General features: G+C 58.4%; 15 protein-coding genes and 1 tRNA gene. 5 read left to right on the top strand and 11 right to left on the bottom strand.

The annotated features are described in order from the left end of the window. From C266_RS22095 to C266_RS22085, 3 genes are all read left to right on the top strand, one after another. A partial coding sequence (locus C266_RS22095; RefSeq protein WP_010808201.1) for an IS3 family transposase occupies positions 1 to 544 on the top strand: 544 nt, incomplete at its 5' end. Between the two features lie 69 nt (positions 545 to 613). Continuing rightward, entirely contained in the window at positions 614 to 1,123 is a 510-nt protein-coding gene (locus C266_RS22090) for a hypothetical protein (protein ID WP_010808200.1), read from the top strand. Positions 1,124 to 1,282: 159 nt separating this feature from the next. Beyond that, entirely contained in the window at positions 1,283 to 1,597 is a 315-nt protein-coding gene (locus C266_RS22085) for an H-NS family nucleoid-associated regulatory protein (RefSeq protein WP_010808199.1), read from the top strand. 49 nt (positions 1,598 to 1,646) lie between these two features. On the opposite strand, the gene C266_RS27825 is transcribed toward C266_RS22085, so the two are convergent. The 7 genes from C266_RS27825 to petA all read right to left on the bottom strand — a co-directional run bounded on the left by C266_RS27825 (position 1,647) and on the right by petA (position 6,924). Continuing rightward, positions 1,647 to 2,411: an AlpA family transcriptional regulator gene (locus C266_RS27825; protein WP_010808198.1), complete on the bottom strand. Its 765-nt coding sequence runs from the start codon at positions 2,409 to 2,411 to the stop codon at positions 1,647 to 1,649. A 329-nt stretch (positions 2,412 to 2,740) separates the two neighbouring features. Then, a tRNA-Thr gene (locus C266_RS22075) sits at positions 2,741 to 2,816 on the bottom strand. Between the two features lie 124 nt (positions 2,817 to 2,940). After that, positions 2,941 to 3,399, bottom strand: coding sequence for a ClpXP protease specificity-enhancing factor (locus C266_RS22070; protein ID WP_010808197.1), 459 nt, complete (start codon positions 3,397 to 3,399; stop codon positions 2,941 to 2,943). A gap of 76 nt (positions 3,400 to 3,475) precedes the next feature. Further along, entirely contained in the window at positions 3,476 to 4,087 is a 612-nt protein-coding gene (locus C266_RS22065; protein WP_010808196.1) for a glutathione S-transferase N-terminal domain-containing protein, read from the bottom strand. Positions 4,088 to 4,170: 83 nt separating this feature from the next. Next, on the bottom strand, positions 4,171 to 4,890 hold the full coding sequence (locus tag C266_RS22060) for a cytochrome c1 (protein ID WP_010808195.1): 720 nt from the start codon (positions 4,888 to 4,890) through the stop codon (positions 4,171 to 4,173). 31 nt (positions 4,891 to 4,921) lie between these two features. Continuing rightward, positions 4,922 to 6,307, bottom strand: a complete 1,386-nt coding sequence (locus C266_RS22055) for a cytochrome bc complex cytochrome b subunit (protein WP_010808194.1) — start codon at positions 6,305 to 6,307, stop codon at positions 4,922 to 4,924. A 2-nt stretch (positions 6,308 to 6,309) separates the two neighbouring features. Further along, positions 6,310 to 6,924 carry a ubiquinol-cytochrome c reductase iron-sulfur subunit gene (petA, locus tag C266_RS22050; RefSeq protein WP_010808193.1) on the bottom strand — a complete coding sequence of 205 codons (615 nt, stop codon included), beginning with the start codon at positions 6,922 to 6,924 and terminating at the stop codon, positions 6,310 to 6,312. Between the two features lie 417 nt (positions 6,925 to 7,341). Between petA and mscL the strand changes: the two genes are divergently transcribed. Then, entirely contained in the window at positions 7,342 to 7,788 is a 447-nt protein-coding gene (gene mscL / locus C266_RS22045; protein WP_010808192.1) for a large conductance mechanosensitive channel protein MscL, read from the top strand. Positions 7,789 to 7,834: 46 nt separating this feature from the next. Here mscL and C266_RS22040 read toward each other — a convergent pair whose 3' ends face one another. Next, positions 7,835 to 8,584, bottom strand: coding sequence for a Nif3-like dinuclear metal center hexameric protein (locus C266_RS22040; RefSeq protein WP_010808191.1), 750 nt, complete (start codon positions 8,582 to 8,584; stop codon positions 7,835 to 7,837). A gap of 18 nt (positions 8,585 to 8,602) precedes the next feature. Between C266_RS22040 and C266_RS22035 the strand changes: the two genes are divergently transcribed. Next, entirely contained in the window at positions 8,603 to 9,820 is a 1,218-nt protein-coding gene (locus C266_RS22035; RefSeq protein WP_010808190.1) for a Do family serine endopeptidase, read from the top strand. Positions 9,821 to 10,032: 212 nt separating this feature from the next. On the opposite strand, the gene tatC is transcribed toward C266_RS22035, so the two are convergent. The 3 genes from tatC to tatA form a co-directional block, all read right to left on the bottom strand. Then, positions 10,033 to 10,824 carry a twin-arginine translocase subunit TatC gene (tatC, locus tag C266_RS22030; RefSeq protein ID WP_010808189.1) on the bottom strand — a complete coding sequence of 264 codons (792 nt, stop codon included), beginning with the start codon at positions 10,822 to 10,824 and terminating at the stop codon, positions 10,033 to 10,035. A 68-nt stretch (positions 10,825 to 10,892) separates the two neighbouring features. After that, positions 10,893 to 11,435, bottom strand: coding sequence for a Sec-independent protein translocase protein TatB (gene tatB, locus C266_RS22025; protein ID WP_010808188.1), 543 nt, complete (start codon positions 11,433 to 11,435; stop codon positions 10,893 to 10,895). A 12-nt stretch (positions 11,436 to 11,447) separates the two neighbouring features. Then, the gene (tatA, locus tag C266_RS22020; protein ID WP_010808187.1) at positions 11,448 to 11,696 is read right to left on the bottom strand and encodes a Sec-independent protein translocase subunit TatA; all 249 of its coding nucleotides are present in this window, start codon (positions 11,694 to 11,696) and stop codon (positions 11,448 to 11,450) included. Positions 11,697 to 11,767 lie beyond the last annotated feature (71 nt).

The following is an 11,767-nucleotide window of genomic DNA, read 5'->3' as shown; positions in this document are numbered from 1 at the left end:
CGACATTCCCAACGTCCTGAATCGGGAGTTCGACGTGGCTACGCCGAATCAGGTCTGGTGCGGCGACATCACGTATTTATGGGCGCAGGGGCGCTGGCATTATCTGGCCGTGGTGTTGGACCTGTTCACGCGCCGCGTTGTCGGCTGGTCATTCTCGACGAGCCCCGACGCCGACCTCGTAGTGAAGGCATTAGACATGGCGTTCGAGCAACGCGGTCGGCCCACGGGCTTGATGTTCCACAGCGACCAGGGCGGTCAATATGCTAGCCGGAAATTCCGTCAGCGACTGTGGCGCTATCGAATCAGGCAGAGCATGAGTCGGCGTGGAAATTGTTGGGATAACAGCCCGATGGAACGCTTGTTCCGAAGCTTGAAAACGGAATGGGTGCCAAGCACTGGATATATAAGTGTTCGAGAAGCACAGCGGGACATCAGCTATTACCTGATGCAGCGATACAACTGGACTCGACCACATCAATTCAACGAGGGTCTAGCCCCGGCAGTCGCAGAAGAAAAACTTAACTCGGTGTCCGGCGTGGGTTGACCACTACACCCCGATGCGAGGGCAAGATTCAGTGATCGCGAATATTTTATTTGCCTAATTGATCTAGTCATGCTCCCCATCGCGGACAAGCGAAATTATCTTCAGCAACGGCAGCAACTGTGGATGGAACACCTTAAAAGAACCTCTTATCTCGACTGGTTTGGGGATGAGATGGATTTGGAACAGCAGGTATTTTCTTGGAAAGTACTGGAATCGCGATTGATGCCAACATCCTTCCTCTCTCTGCAGAGCACCTCTGATATCTGGAAGCAAAAGGGCGGAATCGGGCTGAAGTGTTATTTCGATACTCTCCAAGTCTCCAACTACGAGAAAAAGAGTCATGTCGAGCACATCCGTAAGCTTTGGAGTCAACGAAAGTATCGCGAGAAGTTGGAGAAGAATAAAGTTCGCCAAAGAAACTTTGTTCTTTCCGATGCAACAATGGTAGATCTCGACACGCTTGCCAAAAAGCTCGGCATATCCCGTACTGAGACGTTAGAGCGGCTGATTGAACTGGCGGCCAGATATGGATTACCAGGCGCTCGCGTGATGCCGCATACGCCCCCAGCTTCCCCCTAGAGTCGAGCTAATGGAAATCGCTACTTGCAGCTAGCAGATGGCAGAATAGGATTAGAGGTGCGTGTCTCAACCTGAGATTATCCTTTGGTGCCCCTTCCCCAACAATCAAGATCGTCCTGTAAGATCATTCCCATCTTTACTTTGAAACGGAAGCAAGCAATGGAAACGTACGAAGAAATTCAGGCAAAAATTGAGCAGCTTCAACGGCAAGCGACACAAATACGTGATCGTGAGAAGGCAGAAGCGATTTCTGGCATGAAGGCGGCAATTGCCAAATATGGCATCACCTCGACGGAATTGGGATTTACCGCTCGCCACCTAACGCCTGCCAATAAGTCTGCCGCCACGGCAAATACTCCAAAGTATCAAGACCCCAATACGGGCAAGTCATGGAGCGGCCGAGGAAGAGCACCCAAATGGCTTGAGGAAGCCAAAGAGGCAGGAAAGACGAAAGAGGATTTTCTCGTTGCGTGACGGATCAACTCGACTTCAGCCAGCCAATCGCACGAGAGCAATTGGCTGACTATTTGTTGGTACGTGAAGCCTGCAAAATACTGTCCACCGCATTTGTCGGCCATGCGAGTCTTCGATTCGGGAGTTTTGTTGGCCTGACATCGCAGTAATGCCCATCGGCCGAGTAGCCTTTGCGGATGGTCTGGGGCGCAATGCCAAGCGCAGCAGCAAACTCTTCTGTTGTTAGGAATTGGCGGTGCTGATTGAAGGTGACGACGGAGGGTTTCGTATCGGGGGATGAAGCGGGTGACGACAATCGGCTGGCCTCGAGCGCACGAAGATCGATAGCGTCTAGCCTATTCAGGATTTCGTTGAGCGGCTGCGCTGTCTTCGCGGCATATATAGCAACCTCGAACGGGACATGGAGGCTCTCAGCTGGATAGCCGAGCACGTTCTTGAAGGCATCGATCCAAGGGAACGAACTGAATACAGCAAATCGCTCCTTGATTTCGTAATCGACGCACCAAACGATGAATTCGATCGGGGGCAGCTCCGCGCGAGACTCGCCCTCTTCCTCGCACCAGTCATTCCATTCACGCAAGATTCGACTCGCCTCGATGAAACGACCATTCCGTCCGCTGCCAAGCTCAATTCCGTCCAACCCCACCCAGCCATCAGTTAGGATCTCGGTACAGCCGGTTTCCGGTCGGAGTCCCGCCAAGAGCATGGCTCCCATCGCTGGCGTCCACGTTGGCATGTCCAGATAGCTTCGAAGTTGCGCGTGCAGTTGCACGCTGAAATCAATCAGTTCCTGCGGCGTTTTCTTGTTGGTCATGGCTCGTTCCTTTGGAGTCCTGGCGGACGATCATGTCTGCTTGCTCACGCATCCGTGCCTCGATTTTATCGTGCCACATCCGAAGTAAATCAAGTCGTCACCGTCGAAACTACTCCTCCGCGATCTACACTGCGCCTGCAGAGCACTTAGCACGCCACCAAACATTGGGACGTACTCTGCCGTGTTTGTCACGTGCCTGACCCGCCATTCCGCACCTCACATGGAAACTCATTGATCCATGAGGGTGTAAATCGGTTACACAGCGGTTACACGGGCAACGAAAACGAACAAGGGGTTACAAGATTTCTCTCGTAACCCCTTGTTTTATTTGGTGCCGGCTGCAGGACTCGAACCCGCCACCTGATGATTACAAATCAACTGCTCTACCAGATGAGCTAAGCCGGCGAAGTCGCGTATTGTAACCGATTCATCGGTCACTGCGGCTACCTGACGGTGAAAAATCGTCGGCGGACGCGGGCAATTGGGGGAATGCTCGGAGGCACCTCCCCACTCCCCCCGCTATCGCGTATTACTTCACCACCTTCAGGCGAGCGCGGCCGGCGTTACCACCCGCCGGCGCATTGCCATCCGGTCGCGGTGGCTCCGGATCGTCATCGCCCGGCGCCTGCACCGATGGCACGGCTTCCAACTCCGTACCCTCGTCCGCAGACGCCTGCTTGTCGACCGGGAATGCCATCCCCTGACCATTCTCTCGGGCATAAATCGCCAGCACGTTCGGTACCTGCACTTCCACCTTCTGTGAGATACCCCCGAAGCGAGCGCTGAATTCAATCCAGTCGTTGCCCATCTGCAATCCGCTCGTGGCGTCGAAACTGATGTTCAGCACAATCTCGCCATCTTTCACAAACTCGCGCGGAACTCGCGTCTTGGCATCGACATGCACGGCCAAATACGGTGTGTATCCGTTGTCGGTACACCACTCGTACAGTGCGCGCAGTAGATAAGGCTTGGTAGACGTTTCAGGCATATAACCAACTCACCCCGCCGCGAAACCCGCTCACCACCCTCGGTAAGCCAGCTTCGCCAGCAGGCAATTCAACGCATTAGCGACGCATGACCTTTTCAGACGGCGTCAGCGCTTCAATGTACGCCGGACGGCTGAAAATCCGCTCGGCATACTTCATCAACGGCGCAGCATTCTTCGACAATTCAATGCCGTAGTGATCCAGACGCCACAACAGCGGCGCGATCGCCACGTCGAGCATCGAGAACTCTTCACCCAGCATGTACTTGTTCTTCACGAAAATCGGCGCAAGCTGCGTCAAACGGTCGCGAATCGCGCCTCGCGCCTTCTCGTGCGTCTTCTCAGCCGCTTTGCCCTTTTCGTTTTCAAGCGAGCTGACATGCACAAACAGCTCTTTCTCGAAATTGAACAGGAACAAGCGCGCACGCGCACGCTGCACCGGATCAGCCGGCATCAACTGCGGATGCGGGAATCGCTCGTCAATGTACTCATTGATGATGTTCGATTCGTACAGAATCAGGTCGCGTTCGACAAGAATCGGCACCTGACCGTACGGGTTCATCACCGCAATGTCTTCCGGCTTGTTGAACAGGTCGACGTCACGGATTTCAAAATCCATGCCTTTTTCGAACAGAACCAGCCGGCAACGCTGGGAGAAGGGGCACGTAGTGCCCGAGTACAAAACCATCATAGCGCGTCTTCCTTAAAAACCAACGGGGCCGGGGCGGGAAATCGACGCTTCCCAAACCCTGGCCCCGTCGTACAGACGTTATTTTACTTCACGTCCTTCCAATAGGCCGCATTCAGGCGCCAGGCAAGTACCGTAAAGAGTCCCAAGAACAACAAAACCCAGACACCCAACTGCCGGCGCGTGCGTTGCACCGGTTCTGACATCCAATCCAGATAAGATACCAGATCAGCCACGGCAGAATCGAATTCCACCGGTTTCATCGTCCCTTGCGTGATCTGCACGTACTGCGCCGGACCATGCTCCGCGCCCTCTACACGCTTCAAGCCGCGCTGTCCCTGCAACTGCCAGAACGGGTTCGGCATGCCCACATTCGGAAACGCCAAATTGTTCCAACCCGTCGGCCGGGCATCGTCTCGATAGAACGTACGCAAGTAGGTGTAGAGCCAGTCCGTCCCCCGCGCCCGCGCCTCAACCGACAGATCCGGCGGCGCCGAACCGAACCACTCCTTGGCATCGGCCGTGCGCATGGCCACGGTCATCGTCTCGCCAATCTTGTCCGTCGTGAAGAGCAGATTGTTCTTGATCTCCGTATCCGACAACCCCAGATCTTTCAGGCGCGAATACCGCATCGACGCCGCCGAGTGGCAGTTCAGACAGTAGTTCACGAACAGCTTCGCGCCGCGCTGCAGCGAGGCGAGATCGTCGATCCGGTTAGGCGCCGTGTCGAGCGCCACACCCTCTTCAGCAAAAGCCGGCGCCGTGAAACCACTCAGGAGCGCCAGGATAAGCAACAGTTTTCTCATCTTGATATCCCTAGTCGTCGTTTGCGTACGCTCAGTGCGCCGCGAAGGTCACGCGCTCCGGCACCGGTTTGAACGTGCCCCGTTTGCTCCAGAGCGGCATCAACCAGAAGAACCCGAAGTAGTACAACGCACCGACCTGCGAGATCGCGGTCTTCACAGGCGTCGGTTCCTGGATTCCCAGATACCCCAACACAGCAAAAACGACGACGAGAATACCCAACAGCACTTTGTGGAATCCCGGACGATACCGAATCGACTTCACAGGGCTATGGTCCAGCCACGGCAGGAAGAACAGCGTCACCACCGCGCCCCCCATCACGACCACACCCCAGAACTTGGCTTCGATCAGATACATCGCCAACAGCAGCAGCACCACGCCGCCAGATGCCGCAACCTTCGTGGTCGCCGCCGCCTTCCCCTTCACCCACCAGATGGCTGTGACGATCACCGCCAGCGCCATGAGCACGTGCTTGAAATCATCGGTCGTGGCGCGCAACATCGAGTAGAACGGCGTGAAATACCACACCGGTGCGATGTGCGGAGGCGTCTTCAGCGGATCGGACGGGATGAAGTTGTTCGCTTCCAGGAAGTAACCCCCCATCGTCGGCGCAAAAAACACGATCGCCGAGAACACCATCAGGAACACGCCCACGCCCATGATGTCGTGCACCGTGTAATACGGATGGAACGGAATGCCGTCGAGCGGCCGGCCGTTAGCGTCCTTCTTGTCCTTGATCTCGATGCCGTCCGGGTTGTTCGACCCGACTTCATGCAGCGCAATGATGTGCGCAACGATCAGACCGATAAGCACCAGCGGGACGGCGATCACATGGAACGCGAAGAAGCGGTTCAGCGTGGCGTCCGACACGACGTAATCGCCGCGAATCCACAGCGACAGATCCGGACCGATGAACGGGATCGCCGAGAACAGATTCACGATCACCTGCGCGCCCCAATACGACATCTGCCCCCAGGGAAGCAGATAGCCCATGAACGCTTCGGCCATCAGGCACAGGAAGATCAGGCAGCCGAACACCCATACCAGTTCGCGCGGCTTGCGATACGAGCCATACAAAAGCCCGCGGAACATGTGCAGATACACCACGACGAAGAACATCGAGGCACCCGTCGAGTGCATATAGCGAATGAGCCAGCCCCACGGCACTTCGCGCATGATGTACTCGACCGACGCGAACGCGAGGTTGGCGTCGGGCTTGTAATTCATCACCAGGAAAATACCGGTGAGGATCTGAATCACCAGCACCAGCATGGCCAGCGATCCGAAGAAATACCAGAAGTTGAAATTCTTGGGCGCGTAATACTCGGACGCGTGCTCCTTCCAGAGCTGGCTGAGCGGAAACCGGCGATCGATCCAGCCCAGCAAGCCCGTCGTGTCGACCTGTTTGTCGGCGGCCATGATTACGCTTCTCCTTTTTCGTCTTTACCGATCACGAGCTTGGTGTCGTTCACGAACATGAAACGAGGAACGTCGAGATTCTTGGGCGCCGGCCTGTTCTTGAAGACACGGCCCGACATATCGTAGGTGGAACCATGGCACGGGCACAGGAAGCCCGGATCGTGGCCCAGTGCGGCGTTGGTATCCGCCTGATAGGGACCGGAAGGGATGCAACCGAGATGGGTACAGATGCCGACGACCACGAGCAGATCCTTATGCTCGGCACGCGCGCGGAACGCGTTCTTGCAATAGTCGGGCATTGGGTAGGAAAACGTTTCCTTGGAGTCCGGATCAGCCAGCTCTGCCGTCACTTTGGACAGCGAAGCCATCTCTTCCGGTGTGCGGCGCACGATCCACACTGGCAGACCCCGCCACGCCACGGTCATCTTCTCACCGGGCTTGAGATTGCTGATATCGGCCTCGACCGGCGCCCCACCTGCCTTGGCGCGCTCCGAGGGTTCGAGAGAACTGACGAAAGGAACCAGTGTTGCAACGCCGCCCACGCCTCCAGCTACGGACGTTGCAATCAACAGATTCCGGCGGCTACTGTCGACGGCCTTTTCTTGATTGTCACTCATCACAAGCCCCACACGGTTGAATTGGTATTTCCGTCAACCTGAAATCATACGCGAGCGTAAATGCCTGAAACAACGGCAAAACGCCCCAGTCTCCTAGTGGTTTTCGCGTATTTTCAAAGGATTAACGTACCCTGCGGGTGGCTAACGCTCACCCGGGGTTTCGCTTCTGGGATGCTGCACGAGAATCGCTATGATCGCCGCTTTCGTTGACGCGTGCACGACATTTAGTCATCATTTTCCCTGTCTCGTCCCGGTGACATCGTGCGCGGCCTGTGGCGATCGCGTGACATTTATTCGACGTTGCCGATGCCGCTGCCTTGCGGCCCGCATGGAATTACCGGTCAATCAATGCCAATTCGTGAGGGCTGGCGCAGCGAGGTTCCGCCCGGCCACTCATCAAAACAGCGGAGGAATGGCATGAGCTTCATGTCGGAATTCAAGGAATTTGCCGTCAAAGGCAACGTAATCGATCTGGCCGTCGGTGTGATTATCGGTGGGGCCTTCGGCAAGATCGTCGATTCGATCGTCAAAGACCTGATCATGCCGATTGTCGGCGCGATCTTCGGCGGTCTCGACTTCTCGAGCAAGTTCATCCTGCTCGGCAGCATTCCACCGGACTTCAAGGGCAATCCGACGTCCTACGCCGACCTGACCAAAGCCGGTGTGGCCGTCTTCGGTTACGGCAACTTCATCACCGTCGCCCTCAACTTCCTGATTCTGGCCTTCATCATCTTTCTGATGGTCAAACAGATCAACCGGCTCAAGCGCCCGGCTCCGGAAGCCCCGGCAGCCCCCGCCCCCACCCCGGAAGACATCGTTCTGCTGCGCGAAATCCGCGACAGCCTCAAGAAGCAGAACGGGTAATATCGCGCGGGCGGCAACGTGCCGCCCCTACCGGCGCTTATTCAGGTCAGGCCGGATTCGGCATATCGAAGAATCGATGCTCGAGCCCGAAGCGCGCCGCGATGTGCTCGCCAACGGCCTTCGCGCCGCCGCGTTCCGTCGCATGATGCCCCGCCGCCAGGTATCCCACCCCGCTTTCGAGCGCGAGATGCTGCGTCGGCTCCGACACTTCGCCGCTGATATAAACATCGGCCCCGGCCGAGATCGCCGCCTCGAAGAAGCCCTGCGCCCCGCCGGTGCACCACGCCACGCGGCGCACCTCCCGGCTCGGATCGCCCAGCATCAGGGGCACGCGCCCCAGCCGGGCCTCGACGTGCGCCGCAAGCGCCGTCAGTGTTGTCGGCTGCGCCGGGGCGCCGAGCCAACCGAGTTGATCCGGACCGAAACGCCCGCCATCGTCGGTAAAACCCAACAATTTTCCCAGTTGTGCGTTATTCCCCAACTCGGGATGCGCGTCGAGCGGCAGGTGGTAGGCGAACAGGTTGATGTCATGGTCGATCAACACACCCAGACGACGGCGCTTCATCCCGGTAATCCGGGCATCTTCGTTCTTCCAGAAATATCCGTGGTGAACGAGAACGGCATCGGCGCCCCAGTCGCGGGCGGCCTCGAGAAAGGCCAGGCTCGCGGTCACGCCACTGGCGATTTTCCGGATGTCGCTGCGCCCTTCCACCTGTAGGCCATTCGGGCAGTAATCGCGAAATTGCGCGATTTGCAGGGTATCGTTCAGATACAATTCGAGTTCAACACGATTCATATAAGGTTCCGCTCTTTCATGCTCAGACGCTTCTGGCTACTGTTCGCGCAAGCGGTCACCGTGCTGCTTGCGTTGCTCTTCATCATTGCCACTCTCAAGCCTCAGTGGCTGCAACGCCAGGGTTCGTTCGGCAAGCAACTGGCGAATCCGATCATCGCCTTGCAAGAGGTTGCGCCCAGTCTGTCGGAGAAGCCGGCTACCGGCTCGTATGCCGATGGTGCACAAAAGGCCATGCCCGCGGTCGTCAGCATTTTTTCCAGCAAGGAACAAAAGCAGAACCGCGATCCGCGCCTCGACGATCCGCTGTTCCGTTATTTCTTCGGCGACGGGGGCGGCACGATGCGGCAAGACCCCGTGTCGAGCCTCGGTTCTGGCGTGATTGTGAGCAGCGAAGGCTATATTCTCACGAATCATCATGTGGTGGACGGCGCCGACGAGATCGAGGTTGCCCTCGCCGATGGCCGCAAGGCCCGCGCCAAGCTGGTCGGCAGCGACCCCGAGACCGATCTGGCCGTGCTCAAGATCACACTCGACAATCTGCCCGCCATCACGCTCGGCCGCATGGATCAGGTGCGGGTGGGCGATGTGGTGCTCGCCATCGGCAACCCGTTCGGTGTCGGTCAGACCGTCACGATGGGCATCATCAGCGCGCTGGGCCGCAATCACCTCGATATCAGCACGTTCGAGAACTTCATTCAGACGGATGCCGCCATCAACCCGGGCAACTCGGGCGGCGCACTGGTCGACGCGAACGGCAACCTGCTTGGCATCAACACGGCGATCTACTCGCGCAGCGGCGGCAATATGGGCATCGGCTTCGCGATTCCCGTGTCGACGGCCCGCTCGGTGCTCGAGAGCATCATCACCACCGGCGCGGTCACGCGCGGCTGGGTTGGGGTCGAGCCGCAGGACATCACCTCGGATATCGCCGAGTCGTTTGGCCTGCAGCAGGATTCGGGCGTCATCATCGCCGGCGTTGTGCAGGGCGGACCGGCCGATAAGGCAGGCATTCAGCCGGGCGACATCCTGACCAAGGTGAATGGCGAGTCGATTCGCGACACGACCGAACTGCTCAACGTCATCGCCCAGATCAAGCCGGGCACGCAGGCCAAGCTGCACGTCACGCGCAAGAAGAAGGAGCTGGATCTCACGGCGACCATCGGCATGCGCCCGCCGCCGCCCAAGCGACCGGCCCAGGAAGAAGACGACGGCAGCGACGACAACAGCGCCGACTGAGTCCGTCGGGCACCCCTCTGGAAGGACGAAACGGCTGCGCTTCGGCGCGGCCGTTTTCATTTGTGCGACGGACATGGGCTTGCCCCCCCAATCGCTATCGCGCTGTCGCCGTCATCCCCCCATCACCAACAAAAAAAGCACGGGCCAGGCCCGTGCTTCCGTGTACTTGCGTGCGTGCGCGGGGGGCGATGCCCTGCGGCAGTTCAATGGCGTCAGGGTGCCGCCTGCCCGTTCCCTTCGCTGCCTTCGCCTTCCGGCCGCCCCTGCTTGACGAAGAGCCGCGCGGCGATCAGACCCAGTTCGTAGAGGATGATGAGCGGAATGGCCAGCATCAGTTGCGAAAGGACGTCCGGCGGCGTGACGACGGCGGCCAGCACAAAAGCACCCACCACCACGTACGGACGGATCTGCTTGAGCTTCTCGATGCTCACCACGCCCATGCGTGCAAGCACCACCACGACCACAGGCACTTCGAAGGTCACCCCGAAGCACATGAACATCGTGAGGACAAAACTCAGGTAATTGTCGATATCCGTGTTCATCTCCGCGCCCAATGGCGCGTTGTAATGCGCCATGAAGTGGAATACGGTCGGGAACACCAGAAAGTAGGCAAACGCCATGCCGAGCAGAAACAGTGTGTAGCTGCTGACCACCAGCGGCATGACCAGCTTCTTCTCGTGCTGATACAGCCCCGGCGCCACGAACGCCCACGCCTGATATAGCACGACGGGTAGTGCAACGACGAACGCGACCATCATCGTGACCTTCATCGGCACGAAGAACGAGCCGGTGATGTCGGTGACGATCATCTTGCCGCCGGCGGGCAGCGATTGCATCAGCGGGCGAGAAAGCAGACGGAAGATGTCCGGTGCCCAGTAGACCAGCGAGAGGAACACCACGATCACCGCCGTACCCGCGCGAATGATGCGATTTCGCAACTCGATCAGATGCGAGATGAAAGTCTCTTCGGTACCCCCGTCGGGGATTTGCTTGTCGTCGCTCACGTCGACTTATCCAGGAATAAAGCCGGCAGCACAGTGCCAGATGGCGGGAAGTTCAGTGCGCAAGCGCCTCAGAAGAACTTGACGGGCCGACGCAGCTTGGCCGGCGTATGACGCGCCACACGCGCGGCTCCTGACTGCACCCGCGTACGCGTGGTGCTGGCCTGCTTGAACCACATCGGCGTGGCAGCCCGGCGCACGCGCCAGTTGCGGCGCTTGGTCGACGTGCGGATACCCGATGTCACCACCGGTTCGGCAAGATAGCTGTCGGAATACCCGGTCGCTGCATCCGTGCCGCCGCCGGCGATTTCGCCGGTCGATGTCCCCGTGGCACTCGCCCAAGCGTCGTTGAGCGACGTTTCCTGCTCGTGCAGTTGCTTCTGAACAGTGTTCTGGGCGCTGCGGGCCGCGTCCTCGAACTGCGTGCGCATATTGCGCAGCTCATCGAGTTCCATCTCGCGGCTCACTTCTGCCTTCACATCGTTGATATAGCGCTGTGCGCGGCCGAAGAGCGCGCCCGCCGTGCGAGCCACTTTCGGCAGGCGCTCGGGACCGATCACGACCAGCGCGACAACGCCGATCAACATCAGTTTGGAAAGGCCGAGATCGATCATGTCGACGCCGGCTTAGCCTTGCTTATGGTTGCTCGCGTCCTTGGCCTGCACGTCGATGGTGGTCGAATCGCGCAGTTCCTTGGCAGCAGCCGGGTCGTCCTTGGCGGCCGGAGCCCCACCTTCGCCCTCCTTCATGCCGTCCTTGAAGCCCTTTACCGCACCGCCCAGATCGCTGCCCATGTTACGCAGCTTCTTGGTGCCGAAAACCATCATTACGATCACCAGCACGATCAGCCAGTGCCAAATACTCAACGAACCCATGACCACTCTCCTTGCGTTTTCCCACCCCTGCCGCCTCGCGGCGAGGTCTTGTCGGGGTGCTCTGTGTTTGC

The organism is Pandoraea sp. SD6-2 (genome assembly GCF_000389825.1).
GTDB lineage: Bacteria > Pseudomonadota > Gammaproteobacteria > Burkholderiales > Burkholderiaceae > Pandoraea > Pandoraea communis.
The sequence above is the reverse complement of the archived record's forward strand: the minus strand, read 5'-3'. Positions and strand labels throughout refer to the sequence as shown.

Bases quoted from the DNA above. Each gene is read 5' to 3' on its own strand.
- C266_RS22090 (WP_010808200.1), top strand. From the start codon at position 614: ATGCTCCCCATCGCGGACAAGCGAAATTATCTTCAGCAACGGCAGCAA.
- C266_RS22085 (WP_010808199.1), top strand. From the start codon at position 1,283: ATGGAAACGTACGAAGAAATTCAGGCAAAAATTGAGCAGCTTCAACGG.
- C266_RS27825 (WP_010808198.1), bottom strand. From the start codon at position 2,411: ATGACCAACAAGAAAACGCCGCAGGAACTGATTGATTTCAGCGTGCAA.
- C266_RS22070 (WP_010808197.1), bottom strand. From the start codon at position 3,399: ATGCCTGAAACGTCTACCAAGCCTTATCTACTGCGCGCACTGTACGAG.
- C266_RS22065 (WP_010808196.1), bottom strand. From the start codon at position 4,087: ATGATGGTTTTGTACTCGGGCACTACGTGCCCCTTCTCCCAGCGTTGC.
- C266_RS22060 (WP_010808195.1), bottom strand. From the start codon at position 4,890: ATGAGAAAACTGTTGCTTATCCTGGCGCTCCTGAGTGGTTTCACGGCG.
- C266_RS22055 (WP_010808194.1), bottom strand. From the start codon at position 6,307: ATGGCCGCCGACAAACAGGTCGACACGACGGGCTTGCTGGGCTGGATC.
- petA (WP_010808193.1), bottom strand. From the start codon at position 6,924: ATGAGTGACAATCAAGAAAAGGCCGTCGACAGTAGCCGCCGGAATCTG.
- mscL (WP_010808192.1), top strand. From the start codon at position 7,342: ATGAGCTTCATGTCGGAATTCAAGGAATTTGCCGTCAAAGGCAACGTA.
- C266_RS22040 (WP_010808191.1), bottom strand. From the start codon at position 8,584: ATGAATCGTGTTGAACTCGAATTGTATCTGAACGATACCCTGCAAATC.
- C266_RS22035 (WP_010808190.1), top strand. From the start codon at position 8,603: ATGCTCAGACGCTTCTGGCTACTGTTCGCGCAAGCGGTCACCGTGCTG.
- tatB (WP_010808188.1), bottom strand. From the start codon at position 11,435: ATGATCGATCTCGGCCTTTCCAAACTGATGTTGATCGGCGTTGTCGCG.
- tatA (WP_010808187.1), bottom strand. From the start codon at position 11,696: ATGGGTTCGTTGAGTATTTGGCACTGGCTGATCGTGCTGGTGATCGTA.